We start from the raw sequence: 14,443 nt of genomic DNA, 5'->3' as shown, positions 1-14,443 counted from the left end.
AGCGACGAAGATTCCGCCTTCAACGTGGCGCAAATATCCCACGGGGGTGCGGGGGTGTGAAACCCCCGCCTGTCGGCCTCTTGCGATTCCCTTTGCCATTCTTTACGCGAAGCCATGACCCAACATGACCGCCTTCTCATCATCGATTTCGGCTCTCAGGTGACGCAGCTCATCGCGCGTCGCCTGCGCGAGTTGAACGTTTACTGCGAAATTCATCCCTACAACAAAGTGGATGACGCCTTCCTTCGGGCCTTCGGGCCCAAGGCCGTGATCTTCTCGGGCGGTCCCGCCTCGGTCTATTGGGACGGCGCACCGATGCCGCCCAAAGGCGTGTTTGACATGGGTGTGCCGATCTTGGGCATCTGCTATGGCCAGCAGGTCATGATGCATTGCTTGGGCGGCCACGTCGAAGGCGGCCACGGCACGGCTGAGTTTGGCAAGGCTTACGTCACCCCCACCAACGAGACCTGCCCGCTCTTGGCGGGCTGGTTCGAGGCGGGGGATGAGCAGGTCTGGATGAGCCACGGCGACCACGTGTCGAAAATAGCCCCCGGCTTCCAAGTCTACGGCACCTCACCCAACGCGCCCTTTGCCATCACCGCCGACCCCGAGCGCCGCTTTTATGCCGTTCAATTCCACCCCGAGGTGCACCACACTCCGAAAGGCGCCAAGCTTTACGAAAACTTCGTCAAGCTTGCCGGGTTCAAGGGCGATTGGACCATGGGCGCCTACCGCGAGGAGATGATCGCCAAGATCCGCGCCCAAGTTGGCGACAAGAAGGTGATCTGCGCGCTCTCAGGCGGCGTTGACAGCTCGGTCACCGGCATCCTTCTGCACGAGGCCATTGGCGATCAACTCACCTGCGTCTTTGTCGACCATGGTCTCTTGCGACTGGGTGAGGCGGAACAGGTCGTCGCCATGTTCCGCGACAATTACAACCTGAACCTCATTCACGCCGATGAAAAAGACCTGTTCCTCGACGCGCTGGAAGGCGTCTCGGACCCAGAGGTCAAGCGCAAGACCATCGGGCGGCTCTTCATCGACGTGTTCCAGAGATACGCCAACCAGATTGAAGGCGCTGAATTCCTCGCCCAAGGCACGCTCTATCCCGATGTGATCGAATCTGTCTCCTTCTCGGGCGGCCCCTCGGTCACGATCAAATCGCACCACAACGTCGGTGGTCTGCCCGAAAAGATGGGCCTGAAACTGGTTGAGCCCCTGCGAGAGCTTTTCAAGGACGAGGTCCGCGCCTTGGGCCGCGAGTTGGGCCTGCCCGCCTCCTTCATCGGTCGCCACCCCTTCCCCGGACCGGGCCTTGCGATCCGTTGCCCCGGCGAGATCACGGGCGAGAAGCTCGACATCCTGCGCCGGGCCGATGCGGTCTATATCGACCAGATCCGCAAGCACGGGCTTTATGATGAGATCTGGCAGGCCTTCGCTGCCATTCTGCCGATGCGCACTGTGGGCGTGATGGGCGACGGGCGCACCTATGACTATGCGCTTGCGCTCCGCGCGGTCACCTCGGTCGATGGGATGACGGCGGATTACTACCCCTTTACCCATGACTTCCTGTCGGAAACCGCCACGCGGATCATCAACGAGGTCAAGGGCGTCAACCGGGTCTTTTACGACTGCACCTCAAAACCGCCCGGCACGATCGAGTTGGAATGACAAAAGGCCCGCCACTGCGCGGGCCTTTTTAGTGCGGGCACCCTTTCAGACCGGAACGGCCCCGTGTGCCGCCACCTCGGCCAGCGTGCGGCGACCGTTCGGCATCTCGCGCGCCCTCAAGGCCTCGGGCAAGCTCTCGGCCTCACCCTGCACCCCCACCGCCACAACGGCGTGCAGCGCATAACCCGCAGGCAGCCGCACCGCCGCCGCCAAGGCCGCGCTGTCAAACCCGCCCATTGCATGGGCAATGAACCCCATCGACTGCGCCTGCAAAGCAAGGCTCATCCAAGCCGCCCCGGCATCAAACCCATGCCAGACATTCGCCACCTCGGCCCCGTTCTTTTCGGAATGGGGCTTAGAAGCCACCACGATCAGCCCCGCCGCAGCCTTGGCCCAATCCTGATTGAACGGCACCAAAGAGGTCAGGATCGCTTCAAAAGCCGCATCTCCGCGCAGCCCCCACGCAAAGCGCGCCGGCTGCAGGTTCGAGGCCGAAGGTGCCCAGCGGGCCGCCTCCAATAGGCGCAGCATGTCGGCCTCTTGCAGGGGCGCGGCCGAAAAGGCGCGCGGCGACCAGCGGGTCAGAAACTGCGGGTCAATCTGGTGATCAGGGTGACGAGGTATCATGGCGGACATTTGAACAAGACATGAAGTGGATGCGAACCTAAGCTAATCCGCCCAGCCCGAACCACAAGCCCGGCCGCAATAGCCGGGCTGGACAAACCCGTCTCTGTGACGCCAGATGCAGGTCAAAAGGACCGCGCCCTATGATCTTTGCGCCCGACCTCTTCCACGGCAAGGCCTATCTCGTCACCGGTGCCGGTGGCGGCGTGGGCGGGGCCACGGCGCGGCTCTTGGCCCAGCTTGGGGCGCGGTTGGCGATCACCGATGTCAACGCTGCAGCGCTTGAAGCAACGGCAAAGGTCACCGGCGCAGTGCCCCTGTTGGGCGACCTGCGGCAGGTCGCCACCTGCACCGAGATTGTGACCCGTGCCACCGCCGCCTTGGGAAAGCTGGACGGTCTGGTGAACGCTGCGGGCATTTGGGTGGAGGGCGCAAGCGAACTTGCCCGCGAGGAAGATTGGGCAGCCTGCATCGATGTCAACCTCAAGGCCACCTTCTTTCTGTGCTCTCGCGCCATCCCGGCGCTGGCCGCAACAAAAGGGGCAATCGTCAATATCTCATCCGATGCAGGGGTGGTCGGCAATGCGGGTGCCGCGATCTACTGTGCCTCTAAGGGTGGGGTCACGGTGATGACAAAGGCGCTGGCCCGGGAACTTGCCCCGCAAGGTATCCGGGTGAACGCGCTCTGCCCCTCGGATATTGCCTCGCCCATGCTGGACTATCAGGCGCAGACCTACGGCGCGGGCGATCCAGCGGGCTATCATGCCCGGCTTTTGGCCCATTACCCCCAAGGCGCCGCCGCGCGGTTCCTGACACCGGATGAGGTGGCCCAGAACGTGGCCTTTCTCCTCTCGCCCGCAGCCGCCGGAATTACCGGGGCGGCGATCATGCTCGATTTCGGCCTGACGGCGGGGTATTGAGATGCGCCCACCCTGCCCGCCCAATGCCGGATTGCACCTATGACCCCGCCCCTTAAGGCTGCGCTGTGGATGATCGGTGCGATCTTTTCCTTCACCGCCATGGCCGTTGCCGCGCGCGAGATCAGCCAAACCCATGACAGCTTTGAGATCATGGCGGCACGGTCAATCATCGGGCTGGTTCTTGTGCTGGTCATCGGCAAGGCGGTTGGGCAGCTGGGCCATATCTCAGGACATCGGCTGTCTGGGCATTTCTGGCGCAATATCGTGCATTTCACCGCACAGAACCTGTGGTTCTGGTCGCTGACCATGATCCCACTGGCCCAAGTCTTTGCCTTGGAATTCACCTCGCCCCTCTGGGTGATCCTGCTTTCCCCCCTATTTCTGGGCGAGCGGTTGACGCTGTCGAAACTCGCCGCCGCCGGGCTTGGCTTTGCTGGGATCCTGATCGTCGCACGCCCCGATATAACCAACCTCAGCCCCGGGGTTCTGGCGGCTGCAGGCAGTGCCCTTGGCTTTGCCGCCACCTCGATCCTGACAAAACGGCTGACGCGGGATGAAGCGATTATCACCATCCTCTTTTGGCTGACGGCCTTTCAGGCGGTCTTTGGCATCTTGGCCGCCACCTATGACGGCCAAGTCAACTGGCCAACGGCTGAGACCCTACCTTGGCTTGGGCTAATCGGAGTCTGCGGGGTCTTGGCCCATCTGTCGCTGACCTCAGCCCTCACCTTGGCGCCGGCAAGCTTTGTCATGCCCATCGACTTTATCCGCCTGCCCCTGATCGCCGTGATCGGTGCCATGGCCTATGGCGAGGCAATTGATCCTTACGTGCTCATTGGCGGTTTGGTGATTTTTTCAGGAATCTGGCTGAGTGTAAGGCGTGAAATAACGTCACGTTAACGTCACGTTAAAGTTAAGAACTTATTTGACCCTTGGCACTTTTCTGCCCAAGATTGCCCGATAACCGGAAGGCCCCAAGCAAGCGGGCCAAAAAACCGGCGGTGACAAGGGGAGAGAATCTAATGTCAATTAAGTTTGGTGCAGCCAGCCTTGCGTTTGCGCTTTCGACAAGCACGGCTCTTGCCGGGGGTTTTGAGCGCTCGGGCCTGCCGGTTGGCTTCATGTTTGAAAAAGGCAATTATGGTGAGCTGAGTCTTGGCCATGTGACACCTAAGGTTGAGGGCGCAACCAATGTGGGCTCAGTGGCCTCAGGCAACATCGCGGGTTCATACAGAACAGTCGGCGTCGCTTTCAAAAGCGACCTTAACGAAAAACTCTCGTTGGGCATAACAATTGACCCAAGCTACGGCGCGGATGTCAGCTATGGGACGGGAACATCCTACCCTGTGCGTGGCTCAAGTGCGAAATTGCGGGGCGAAACAATTGCACTTCTGGGGCGCTATAAGCTGAACGACAAATTGTCGGTGGTTGCAGGGGTGCGCTCAGTCGGTATTGGCGGAAATGTTTCACTGTCAACCACTACCATTACAGGTTTTGGGGGGGCTCTGGCCAATTTTTATAACGCATCTTTTCGCCATACGCGTGACATTGGATATTTATTCGGCGCGGCCTATGAAAAACCTGAAATCGCTCTGCGCGTGGGCCTAACCTACGCGTCAAGCACCAAGCACACTCTGCCCGTCACTGGCTCCGTTCTTGTCGCGCCCCCAACCTTGACTCCCTTCACGGATACCACCGATGTCGAACTCCCGCAGTCCTTGACCTTGGATTTTCAGTCTGGCGTCGCTGCAGATACCTTAGTTTTCGGTTCGGTTCGGTGGGTTGACTGGACGGCTACCACTCTGATCGGGCCGAATGCTGGAGCAGCTAATCCGCTTACTGAACACGATAACGATAGCATCACTTATAACATTGGCGTCGGCCGCAAGTTTTCTGACCAGTTCTCGGGGGCTATCTCTATTGGCTATGAAAAATCCAACGGTGGCATTGCAGGCAACCTTTCGCCAACTGATGGCTACAAGAGTATCCAAGTCGGCGGCACCTACACCATGGGCAACATGAAAATCTCGGGCGGTGTGCGCTATGTAGATGTCGGTGACGCCTTAGCATTGAGCGGAGCCAGCAACTTCACCGGCAACTCGGCCATCGGGGTCGGTGTTAAGGTTGGCTTCACGTTCTAAGAGACAAACAGAGTGTACAAGGCCCCGCCACAATCGGCGGGGCCTTTGTTTTTCTGGCGATTACTTGTAACACAAGTGAGCGCGCACTCGATCTGAAAGGCTACCCGATGCTGTACCCCGATGGACCCGCGTTCTTGCGCGCACCGCACAAGCGGGTGATGCTGTTTGGCATGTCGGGGCTTGGCAAGACCACGCTGTCCAACATGCTGCGCGAGGCGGGGGACTGGTTTCACTACTCGGTCGATTACCGGATCGGCACGCGCTATATGGGCGAAAACATCTCGGACAACTTCAAGCGCGAAGCCATGAAGGTTCCCTTGCTGCGCGAGCTTTTGATGTCGGATTCGGTCTTCATCACCTCGAACATCACCTTTGACAATCTGGCCCCTCTCTCGACCTATCTGGGCAAGCCGGGCGATGCGGCAAAGGGCGGGCTGCCCTTTGGCGAATACCAGCGGCGGCAGGCCCAGCATGGTCAGGCCGAAGTGGCCGCCATGCTCGACACCACCCGGTTCATTGATCGGGCGCAGGATTTGTATGGCTACAATCACTTCGTCTGCGATACGTCGGGTTCGATCTGCGAAGTGGTTGACGCAGACAACCCCGCCGATCCCGTGATGGCGGAAGTGTCGGCCCATCTCTTGCCAGTTTGGATCAAGGGATCCGAAGCGCACCGGGCCGAGCTTTGCCGCCGCTTCGACCGCGCGCCAAAGCCGATGTTCTATCGGCCCGAGTTTCTGCTGACCGTCTGGGCCGACTATTTGGCCGAAAGCGGTCTGACCGCCGACAAAGCCGACCCCGACGCGTTCCTGCGCTTTGGCTATGCCCGGCTCTTGGAAAGCCGCCAGCCGCGCTATGCCGCGATGGCGCGCTGGGGTGTGACCGTCACCGCCGAAGAAGTGGCCGAGGTAAGAAGCCCCGCCGCCTTTGACGCGCTGATCGCCCACGCCCTTGATCGGCGCGCATCTACGACTTAACGTACTGTAAAACATCAGGTTTCTCAAAATGCCCATCACGCTCCCCGCCACCCTGCCCGCCTATGATGTTCTGAGGAACGAAGGCGTCATGGTCATGACGCCGGACCGGGCGGCGCAGCAGGACATTCGTCCGCTGCGGATTGGGCTTCTCAACCTGATGCCGAAAAAGATCCAGACCGAGACCCAGTTCGCCCGGCTGATTGGTGCCACGCCCCTGCAGATCAACTTCCATCTGATCCGCATGAGCGAACATCAAACCCGCAACACGGCCGCTGAGCATATGGAAACCTTCTACCGCCCCTTTGCCGAGGTGGAGGCGTCGGGTGAGAAGTTTGATGGTCTGATCATCACCGGCGCGCCGATTGAACATCTGCCGTTTGAAGAGGTCACCTATTGGGACGAATTGCGCCGGGTGATGGACTGGACGCAAACCCATGTGCATTCGACCTTTGGCGTGTGCTGGGGCGGCATGGCGATGATTTACCACTTCCATGGCGTGCAAAAACACATGCTGAATGCCAAGGCCTTCGGCTGCTTCCGCCATCAAAACCTGAACCCGACCTCCCCCTATCTGCGCGGGTTTTCCGATGATTTTGTCATCCCCGTCAGCCGCTGGACCGAAGTTCGGCAACCCGAGATTGATGCCGCCCCCGGCCTGCGCACGCTTTTGGGAAGCGGCGAGGTGGGGCCTTGCCTTGTAGAGGATCCGGGCCACCGCGCGCTCTATATCTTCAACCATTTTGAATATGACAGCGACACGCTGAAGCAGGAATATGACCGCGACGTCGCCTCTGGCACGCCGATCAATGTGCCGTTGAACTATTACCCTGACGACAACCCGGCCAATCCGCCCAAGAACCGTTGGCGCAGCCATGCGCATCTTTTGTATGGCAATTGGCTGAATGAAATTTACCAAGGAACGCCTTTTGATCTTGATGACATAGGTAAGTGAAGGAGTAACGAATGGACCTGCCCTTTGACGGTGCGATCAGCCGCTTTTTCCGCGAAACCGCGCCGGAAAACCTGCGCAAGGCCATCAACACTGCGGACAAAGATGACATTCTGAACCCAGATTACCCCTACCGCGATGAGATGAAGGGCAAGGCCTATGACGCCCAAATGGAGGCGTTGCAGATCGAACTGGTCAAGATGCAGGCAGGCCTCAAGGCCAGTGGCCAGCGCTTGGTCGTGGTGTTCGAAGGGCGCGATGCGGCGGGGAAAGGCGGCACCATCGGCGTGATGCGCGAAAACCTGAATCCGCGTTTTGCCCATGTGGTGGCGCTGTCGAAACCGACGGAGCGCGAGGCTGCGCAATGGTATTTCCAACGCTATGTCGATTGGCTGCCCGCCAAGGGCGAAATGGCGATCTTGGATCGTTCTTGGTACAATCGGGCGATGATTGAGCATGTCTTCGGGTTTTGCAGCGAAGAACAGCGTGAGAAGTTCTTCCGCCAACTGCCTGAATTTGAATGCATGATCGTCGATGAGGGTATTACGCTTTTGAAGATCTGGCTTGAGGTTGGGCAGGCCGAACAGCTCAAGCGGTTTCTCGATCGCGAGCAAGACCCCCTGAAGCAATGGAAGCTCAGTCAGATCGACATCGACGGGTTGTCGAAATGGGACGCCTATTGCGCCGCGATTGACGACACGATGGCGCGCAGTGATTTCACCTATGCGCCCTGGACGATGATCCTGTCGGATGACAAGAAACGTGCCCGCCTTGCCGCGCTGCAAACCGTGCTGCGGGCGGTGGAGTACAAAGGGCGCGACATGGACAAGATCGGCGAGATCGACACCAAGATCTGCGGTGGAACCCGGCTGCGTACACGGTGAAAAAGGGGTACCATCATGGCAACCTGCGCCAAGCGCTGGTCGATGCGGCGCTGGAGCTGATCGCGGCGCAGGGGCCCAATGGCTTTACCCTGTCCGAGGCCGCCAAGACAGCCGATGTCACCCCCGCCGCCGTCTATCGCCACTTTGCCGGGCGCGAGGATCTGATCGCCGAGGTAGCGCGCCAAGGCTTTGATATCTTTGCCGCTCTGATGGAGTTTGCCTATGCAGGCGGCAAGCCCTCGCCGCTAGCAGCTTTTGAGGCGACGGGGCGCGCCTATCTGGCCTTTGCCCGCAGATATCCCGGCCATTACATGGCGATGTTCGAAAGCGGGCTGAACCTTGCCGCCCATCCGCAGGTGGCCGATGTCGCGCTGCGCGCGAAGGCGGTGCAGGATATGGCCGCCGCCGGGCTTGCAGCCCAACTCCCCGAAGGTCGCCGCCCGCCCGCCGCGATGTTTTCGGCCCATGTCTGGGCGATGAGCCATGGCGTGGTCGAACTGTTCATGCGAGGGCAGAACCGCAGCCCCTTCCCGCCCGAGGATCTGCTCGAAACCGGGATCGGCATTTATCTGCGGGGTCTGGGACTGTTGTCGCCCGACCGTTAGCGGAACAGAACCAGCGCCGAAGGCGACCACGCCACCCGCACCTTGGTGCCCACGTCCAGCACCGGACGGCCCGGCACATTGCGCATCGACAGCCGCACTTCGACGTCTGTGCCGCCCAGATAGACGTCATAATAGGTCATATCGCCGAAGTAGATCACCTCGTCGATCACCCCATCCGTCTCGCGGTCGGTGGCTTTCTGGTCATCATAGAGCAGCGTCAGCGTCTCGGGGCGCAGGCCCACCACAGGGCTGTCGCCGCTCACCGGGGGCTGCATTGCCGCGTCCAGCGTCACCTTGCCAAGGCCCTTGGCATCCACCTCAACCTTGCCACCGGCATCGGACAACACCGTAGCGGGGATGAAATTCATGGTGCCAATGAAATCGGCCACCTTCTTGGACATCGGACGTCTGTACAGCGTTTCCGGATCGGCCAGCTGCGCAATCTCGCCGTCAAACATCACCGCGATGCGGTCGGACATGACCAGGGCTTCTTCCTGATCATGGGTCACCAGAATAAAGGTAATCCCCACCTGCCGTTGCAGCTTAATCAGCTCCACCTGCATATGCTCGCGCATCTTCTTGTCGAGCGCGCTGAGGGGTTCGTCCAACAAAAGAACCTTAGGTTTCAGGATCAGCGCCCGCGCCAGCGCCACCCGCTGCCGCTGCCCGCCCGAAAGCGCATGCGCCGCACGGCCGCCAAAGCCTTTCAGGCCCACCATCTCCAAGGCCTCTTCCACAGCCTTGGCCTTTTCAGCCTTAGACCGGGGATCTTTGCGCAGGCCAAAGCCCACGTTTTCGGCCACCGACATATGCGGGAAAATGGCGTAGGACTGGAACACCATATTCGTTGGCCGCTCATTGGGCGGCACGCCTTCCATCGACTTGCCGTCGATCAGGACGGCGCCCGAGGAGATGCCCTCAAACCCCGCAATGGTGCGCAGAAGCGTGGTCTTGCCACAGCCCGACGGCCCCAACAAAGAGAAAAACTCGCCGGCCTTGATGGTGCCGTTGATCCCACGCAAGGCATGGTAATCGCCATAATACTTATGGACGTCCTTGAATTCGATCATCGTGGGTTTGTCAGCCGAGAACGTCACAGGAAGCCTCCGGTATCCTTGCCACCGGTCTTGGCGATGCCACGACGGCGGAAATATTCAGCAATGGTCAGAAGAAGGATCGATACGAGCACCAAAATGGTCCCAAGCGCCAGCATCGACGGCACCTTGGCCGGAAAACGGAACTGGCCAAAGATATAGACCGACAGCACCGCCTCGCCGCTTCCAAGGAAGTTCGAGATGATGAATTCGTCGATCGAGATGGTAAAGCAGATCAGGAACGATGAGATGATGCCGGGCAAGACCAAGGGCAGGATGATCAGCCGGAAGGTCGAAAGCGGCGTCTCACCCAGATCATAGGCCGCCTCCTCCAGCGACTTATCAAGCGATTGGAAGGCCGAGGACAGGATGGCCACGGCAAAAGGTGTGCAGACCAGCACATGACCCATGATGATGGTCAAGAGCGACAGCTTCACTCCCATCGACAAGAGCACGATCAACAAGGACATCGCCACGACGATCTCGGGCAAAACCATCGGCAGCATGATCAGGCCCATGATCGAGCCCTTGGCAGGAAAGGAAAACCGGGTTGAGGCGCGGGCGGCAAAGATGCCAAGCACAGTCGACAGGGTCGCCGAGGAGAAGGCGATGATCAGGCTGTTTTTCACCGCAATGCCCAGTTGGGCATCTTGCGTCATTTCGCGGAACCATTCGAAGGTGAATCCCTTGAGCGGAAACTGCACCACCTTGCTGTCGTTCAAGGCGAACATCGGCAGGAGGATGATCGGGGCATAAAGGAAGATCAGATAGGCGATGGCATAGACGCGCAAGGACGGAGATTTCATTTCTGCCCCCCAAGGAAGCGCCGGTTCAACAGGAGGAAGATGATCGACACCACGGCCACAATCATCATCACCGTCACCGACAGGGCCGAACCAAGCGCCTGATCGCGCTGCTTAAGAAGCTGGCTTTCGATCATATTGGCAATCATCGGCACTTTCCCGCCACCGATCAGTTCGGGTGTCACATAGTCGCCCACCGTCGGAATGAACACGATCAGCACCGCCGCAATCACCCCCGGCATAGACAAGGGCAAGGTCACGCGCCAGAAGGTGCGCAGCTTGGACTCGCCCAGATCCTGCCCCGCCTCAAGAAGCGACCGGTCGACCTTTTCCAAGGCCACAAAGATCGGCAAGATGGCAAAGGGCGCATAGGCATGGGCAAGCGTGATCACGATCGAGGCGACGCCATTGGACAGAATGTTCAGCGGCTCACCGATCAGCCCCAAATCCATCAGCGCCGAGTCAATCACCCCGCTATAGCCAAGGATCACACGCCACAGCGACACGCGGATGATATAGCTTGTCCAGAACGGCAGCGTCACCAGAAACAGCCACATCGACTTGCGATGCGCGGGCACGTGGAACGAGATGTAATAGGCCAAGGGATAGGCCAAAAGCACCGTGGCCAGTGTCACCATCATCGACACCATCAACGAGCGCAGCATGATGGCACGGTAGACAGGGTGGGTGAACACGGTCTCGTAATTCGACAGCGAGAACTGCCAAACGATCTGGCCGTTTTCGGACATTAGCACCGAAAACAGCAAGACCGTCGCCAAAGGCGCGGCCAAAAGCAGGATCGCGTAGATCGCCGACGGCGATATGATCGCCAGACCGCTGGCCCCCTCGGATCGGCGGATCCGGGCCAGTACACCGTTATTGCTCATCATGCCCCCTGTTGGCACGCCGTCCTGTTATTTGATCAAATCCTATGCGTATGGCGCGGCGCCGGGCAAGAGATTTCACTTAAACTAGGCCGGATGAGTGAACGGATCAAGCCGGACCAAAGGTCCGGCATGCCGATTCAAAGACTTAGACGCAGGGCCACAGAATGCAGGCCAAAACAGGCCCCGATCAGACCCGTTCGATCGCGATTGCCCGCTTTTTCAGCTCGTCATAGAGCGTGGGCACAATCCTCAGGCTCGCGACCGAGACCCGAAGCGCTTCGACGATTCGCGCCTCATTGGTGGAGCCGGCAACGCGCCAGACCATGCGGCGCGTTACGCCGTCATCATAGACGATCTCTGTCGCGCCCGTGCGCGACTTGCGCCATCCAAGGAAATCGGCGCCCCCGTTGGGGGCGTGAAAGGTGGTTTGGAGTCCCATTTTCGGGCCTTCTCATTTTTATTCTGCTCTGACGGAATCTTGCAGGTTTTCAGGCGCTACGGTCAACAGCCCCGTCGATGGCACCCCGTGATCAACCCGGCGACCGCAGCAAGATTGCAACAATAGAGCAACTTTTGGCACAATCACGGCCGGCCAAAGCCAGATTGGCAGCCGTTGCACCACAAAGTCAGCGCTTCAGCGCCAAGAAAAGCTGATCGCCCGATGGTGGACCTTTATGACGCCCACAGCCGCAGACATAGCCTCATTCCGCGCGCGAACACACATGAAGGCGTGAAACGCTACGACAGTACGAAAAACCAATTCTGCGCGATCGCGCGACTGCCACGGCCTAAGCAGCAAATCACATCGTCCAGTAGCAAAGCACAACCAAGGGGCCTTGACGCTGATCCCACATCCGCAAGCCCACCGCGCAAAAGAAAACACGCGGCCCAAAGGGACCGCGTGTTCTTGCAACGTAAAGAAACGCTTAGCGCTTGGAGAACTGGAACGAGCGGCGAGCTTTCGGCTTACCGTATTTCTTACGTTCCACCACACGGCTGTCGCGGGTCAGGAAGCCAGCGGCCTTGAGCGCGCCACGCAGTTCGGGCGTATACAGCTGAAGTGCCTTCGAGATGCCGTGCTTCACAGCACCAGCCTGGCCCGAGAGACCACCACCCACAACCGTGGCGTAGACGTCGAACTGGCCTTCCACATTGGCTACCGTGAAGGGCTGCTTGAGGATCATCTGCAGCACCGGACGGGCGAAGTAGGCTGCCATGTCCTTGCCATTGACCACAACCTTACCTGAGCCGGGCTTAACCCAGACGCGCGCGATGGCGTTCTTGCGTTTGCCGGTGGCATAGGCGCGGCCCAGCTTGTCACGGACCGGGGTGCGAACAATCGCGGCAGGTGCCGCAGCCGGGGCGTTGCCAACGGCGGATTTCAGATCGTCGAGTGATTTGATATCGGCCATGATTATGCGCTCCGGGTGTTCTTCGGGTTCAGCGCTTTGACGTCAAGGACGGTCGGCTGCTGAGCTTCATGGGGGTGAGCGGCGCCTGCGTAAACGCGCAGATTGGTCATCTGCTGCTTACCCAGACGGTTGCGGGTGATCATCCGTTCAACGGCTTTCATCACCACACGCTCGGGATGCGCGCCTTCAAGAACCTGACGCGCGGTGCGGTGCTTGATGCCGCCCGGATGGCCGGTGTGCCAGTAATAGACTTTGTCTTCGCGCTTCTTGCCGGTCATCTGGATCTTGTCGGCATTGATGACGATCACGTTGTCGCCCATGTCCATGTGCGGCGTGAAGGTCGGCTTATTCTTGCCGCGCAGGATATTGGCCACGATGGTGGCAAGACGGCCCAGAACAACGCCTTCGGCGTCGATCAGGATCCACTTCTTCTCAATATCCGCAGGCGTTGCGGTAAAGGTTTTCATGTGGTTGGTCCCGTAAGGAGAAAGAGGGCAAGCCCCCCAGAAACTTAGATGGCGGCTTATCGCCGATGGGCGCGGCACGGTCAAGCGTCACAGTATTAATTCTTTTATGTAATTTCAATGACTTGCAATATGCGGTATCTTAATACCCCACGTGATGAGGTATCATGTTCACCCAAGCTCGAGGAGAAACGCTCTAACGCAAGCGCGGCGGCCGATCAGGGTCACTGCCCGGCGCACGCGGCGACAATGAAGCATCGGGAAGAACAGGCTGGGTGATCTCGAACGCGTGCCCGACCGCCGCGATGCGCCGCAAGGCCGGGTCCTCGGCGCTTAGGAACACCACGTCGAGCGCCGCCGCCTCAAGGCCCGCAAATGACAGCGCCTCGGCCATAGCTTTCGCCAAGGCAGGCTCGGCCGTCGGGTTGGCACCAACCAGCGCCAGAATATGGCCACGTGCGCCCGTGTCATAGACCACCCCAGCCAGAACCGCTCCAGCCACCAACCCCGCCGCCGACTGCACCGCCGCCGCGAGCGCCGCTCGCGCTGCCAGAGGCACCTGCGGCGGCTCAAACCGCCGGGCCTGCCCTTCGACCACGTTGGAACTGACATCCAAAAGCGCCAGCAGATGCGCCAAGACCTCGGGTGGCAAAAGCGTCTCGCTTTCGGCGCCGGTGCCAAGATTCAGCCCTAGGCTCACCCCCTGCCCCGCCACTGCCTGCGCGATCACCCGACCGGGCAGCATGGCATAGGGCTGTGGGCCGTCTTGAAACGCTGCCAGCCGCTCTTCGCTGTCAAAGGCCAAAATCACCGGCCCATCGCTCAGATCAAAAACCTGCGGCTGCAATTGGTCGCCCTCCGCAGGCGCGCTGAGCAATAGGCAAAGCGGCGCGTCCGCCAAAAGCCGATAAAAGGCCCGCGCATCGGCCTCATCACCCGCTTGCATGGCGGCATGAGCAAGATCAAGCGCGGAACGGGTCATGGCGGCTCTCCGGGACGACGATAGCAACGC

Annotated in this window: 16 protein-coding genes; 8 read left to right on the top strand and 8 right to left on the bottom strand. The window is 59.8% G+C overall.

Annotated features, from left to right (window positions below; all coding sequences use genetic code 11):
- Positions 1-114: 114 nt before the first annotated feature.
- A complete protein-coding gene (gene guaA / locus AC72UB_RS07535; protein WP_505189220.1) occupies positions 115-1,671 on the top strand; it encodes a glutamine-hydrolyzing GMP synthase in 1,557 nt (518 codons plus the stop codon).
- Between the two features lie 45 nt (positions 1,672-1,716).
- On the opposite strand, the gene AC72UB_RS07530 is transcribed toward guaA, so the two are convergent.
- The gene (locus AC72UB_RS07530) at positions 1,717-2,298 is read right to left on the bottom strand and encodes a nitroreductase family protein (RefSeq protein WP_505189219.1); all 582 of its coding nucleotides are present in this window, start codon (positions 2,296-2,298) and stop codon (positions 1,717-1,719) included.
- A gap of 140 nt (positions 2,299-2,438) precedes the next feature.
- Here AC72UB_RS07530 and AC72UB_RS07525 point away from each other — a divergent pair, with 140 nt between their 5' ends.
- The 7 genes from AC72UB_RS07525 (at position 2,439) to AC72UB_RS07495 (ending at position 8,771) form a co-directional block, all read left to right on the top strand.
- Complete coding sequence (locus tag AC72UB_RS07525) at positions 2,439-3,215, top strand: SDR family NAD(P)-dependent oxidoreductase (protein ID WP_505189218.1); 777 nt, start codon at positions 2,439-2,441, stop codon at positions 3,213-3,215.
- 39 nt (positions 3,216-3,254) lie between these two features.
- Positions 3,255-4,115 (top strand): DMT family transporter, encoded by an 861-nt coding sequence (locus AC72UB_RS07520; protein ID WP_505189217.1) that lies wholly within the window; start codon positions 3,255-3,257, stop codon positions 4,113-4,115.
- A gap of 122 nt (positions 4,116-4,237) precedes the next feature.
- Positions 4,238-5,356 (top strand): OmpP1/FadL family transporter, encoded by a 1,119-nt coding sequence (locus tag AC72UB_RS07515; RefSeq protein WP_505189216.1) that lies wholly within the window; start codon positions 4,238-4,240, stop codon positions 5,354-5,356.
- A 107-nt stretch (positions 5,357-5,463) separates the two neighbouring features.
- Positions 5,464-6,333, top strand: coding sequence for a DEAD/DEAH box helicase family protein (locus tag AC72UB_RS07510; RefSeq protein ID WP_505189215.1), 870 nt, complete (start codon positions 5,464-5,466; stop codon positions 6,331-6,333).
- Between the two features lie 28 nt (positions 6,334-6,361).
- Positions 6,362-7,285: a homoserine O-acetyltransferase MetA gene (gene metA / locus AC72UB_RS07505; protein WP_505189214.1), complete on the top strand. Its 924-nt coding sequence runs from the start codon at positions 6,362-6,364 to the stop codon at positions 7,283-7,285.
- 11 nt (positions 7,286-7,296) lie between these two features.
- On the top strand, positions 7,297-8,166 hold the full coding sequence (gene ppk2, locus AC72UB_RS07500; RefSeq protein WP_505189213.1) for a polyphosphate kinase 2: 870 nt from the start codon (positions 7,297-7,299) through the stop codon (positions 8,164-8,166).
- Entirely contained in the window at positions 8,163-8,771 is a 609-nt protein-coding gene (locus tag AC72UB_RS07495; RefSeq protein WP_505189212.1) for a TetR/AcrR family transcriptional regulator, read from the top strand. The genes ppk2 and AC72UB_RS07495 overlap by 4 nt, the downstream gene beginning before the upstream one ends.
- On the opposite strand, the gene AC72UB_RS07490 is transcribed toward AC72UB_RS07495, so the two are convergent.
- From AC72UB_RS07490 to AC72UB_RS07460, 7 genes are all read right to left on the bottom strand, one after another.
- Entirely contained in the window at positions 8,768-9,841 is a 1,074-nt protein-coding gene (locus AC72UB_RS07490; protein WP_505189357.1) for an ABC transporter ATP-binding protein, read from the bottom strand. The genes AC72UB_RS07495 and AC72UB_RS07490 overlap by 4 nt on opposite strands.
- A gap of 23 nt (positions 9,842-9,864) precedes the next feature.
- The gene (locus AC72UB_RS07485; RefSeq protein WP_505189211.1) at positions 9,865-10,671 is read right to left on the bottom strand and encodes an ABC transporter permease; all 807 of its coding nucleotides are present in this window, start codon (positions 10,669-10,671) and stop codon (positions 9,865-9,867) included.
- Positions 10,668-11,558 (bottom strand): ABC transporter permease, encoded by an 891-nt coding sequence (locus AC72UB_RS07480; protein WP_505189210.1) that lies wholly within the window; start codon positions 11,556-11,558, stop codon positions 10,668-10,670. The genes AC72UB_RS07485 and AC72UB_RS07480 overlap by 4 nt, the downstream gene beginning before the upstream one ends.
- 184 nt (positions 11,559-11,742) lie before the next feature.
- A complete protein-coding gene (locus tag AC72UB_RS07475) occupies positions 11,743-11,994 on the bottom strand; it encodes a hypothetical protein (protein WP_463291464.1) in 252 nt (83 codons plus the stop codon).
- Between the two features lie 487 nt (positions 11,995-12,481).
- Positions 12,482-12,967 carry a 30S ribosomal protein S9 gene (gene rpsI, locus AC72UB_RS07470; protein ID WP_505189209.1) on the bottom strand — a complete coding sequence of 162 codons (486 nt, stop codon included), beginning with the start codon at positions 12,965-12,967 and terminating at the stop codon, positions 12,482-12,484.
- A gap of 2 nt (positions 12,968-12,969) precedes the next feature.
- Complete coding sequence (gene rplM / locus AC72UB_RS07465; RefSeq protein WP_430464015.1) at positions 12,970-13,434, bottom strand: 50S ribosomal protein L13; 465 nt, start codon at positions 13,432-13,434, stop codon at positions 12,970-12,972.
- A gap of 193 nt (positions 13,435-13,627) precedes the next feature.
- Positions 13,628-14,413 (bottom strand): SseB family protein, encoded by a 786-nt coding sequence (locus tag AC72UB_RS07460; protein WP_505189208.1) that lies wholly within the window; start codon positions 14,411-14,413, stop codon positions 13,628-13,630.
- Between the last annotated feature and the right edge of the window lie 30 nt (positions 14,414-14,443).

Origin of the sequence: Allotabrizicola aquatica (SeqCode), from assembly GCF_965194375.1 — a bacterium.
Lineage (GTDB): Bacteria > Pseudomonadota > Alphaproteobacteria > Rhodobacterales > Rhodobacteraceae > Tabrizicola_A > Tabrizicola_A aquatica.
This window is presented reverse-complemented; position numbering and strand designations above follow the sequence as displayed.

Excerpts from the sequence above, each read along its gene's own strand:
- guaA (WP_505189220.1), top strand. The coding sequence starts at position 115 with ATGACCCAACATGACCGCCTTCTCATCATCGATTTCGGCTCTCAGGTG.
- AC72UB_RS07530 (WP_505189219.1), bottom strand. The coding sequence starts at position 2,298 with ATGATACCTCGTCACCCTGATCACCAGATTGACCCGCAGTTTCTGACC.
- AC72UB_RS07525 (WP_505189218.1), top strand. The coding sequence starts at position 2,439 with ATGATCTTTGCGCCCGACCTCTTCCACGGCAAGGCCTATCTCGTCACC.
- AC72UB_RS07520 (WP_505189217.1), top strand. The coding sequence starts at position 3,255 with ATGACCCCGCCCCTTAAGGCTGCGCTGTGGATGATCGGTGCGATCTTT.
- AC72UB_RS07515 (WP_505189216.1), top strand. The coding sequence starts at position 4,238 with ATGTCAATTAAGTTTGGTGCAGCCAGCCTTGCGTTTGCGCTTTCGACA.
- AC72UB_RS07510 (WP_505189215.1), top strand. The coding sequence starts at position 5,464 with ATGCTGTACCCCGATGGACCCGCGTTCTTGCGCGCACCGCACAAGCGG.
- metA (WP_505189214.1), top strand. The coding sequence starts at position 6,362 with ATGCCCATCACGCTCCCCGCCACCCTGCCCGCCTATGATGTTCTGAGG.
- ppk2 (WP_505189213.1), top strand. The coding sequence starts at position 7,297 with ATGGACCTGCCCTTTGACGGTGCGATCAGCCGCTTTTTCCGCGAAACC.
- AC72UB_RS07490 (WP_505189357.1), bottom strand. The coding sequence starts at position 9,841 with ATGATCGAATTCAAGGACGTCCATAAGTATTATGGCGATTACCATGCC.
- AC72UB_RS07485 (WP_505189211.1), bottom strand. The coding sequence starts at position 10,671 with ATGAAATCTCCGTCCTTGCGCGTCTATGCCATCGCCTATCTGATCTTC.
- AC72UB_RS07480 (WP_505189210.1), bottom strand. The coding sequence starts at position 11,558 with ATGATGAGCAATAACGGTGTACTGGCCCGGATCCGCCGATCCGAGGGG.
- AC72UB_RS07475 (WP_463291464.1), bottom strand. The coding sequence starts at position 11,994 with ATGGGACTCCAAACCACCTTTCACGCCCCCAACGGGGGCGCCGATTTC.
- rpsI (WP_505189209.1), bottom strand. The coding sequence starts at position 12,967 with ATGGCCGATATCAAATCACTCGACGATCTGAAATCCGCCGTTGGCAAC.
- rplM (WP_430464015.1), bottom strand. The coding sequence starts at position 13,434 with ATGAAAACCTTTACCGCAACGCCTGCGGATATTGAGAAGAAGTGGATC.
- AC72UB_RS07460 (WP_505189208.1), bottom strand. The coding sequence starts at position 14,413 with ATGACCCGTTCCGCGCTTGATCTTGCTCATGCCGCCATGCAAGCGGGT.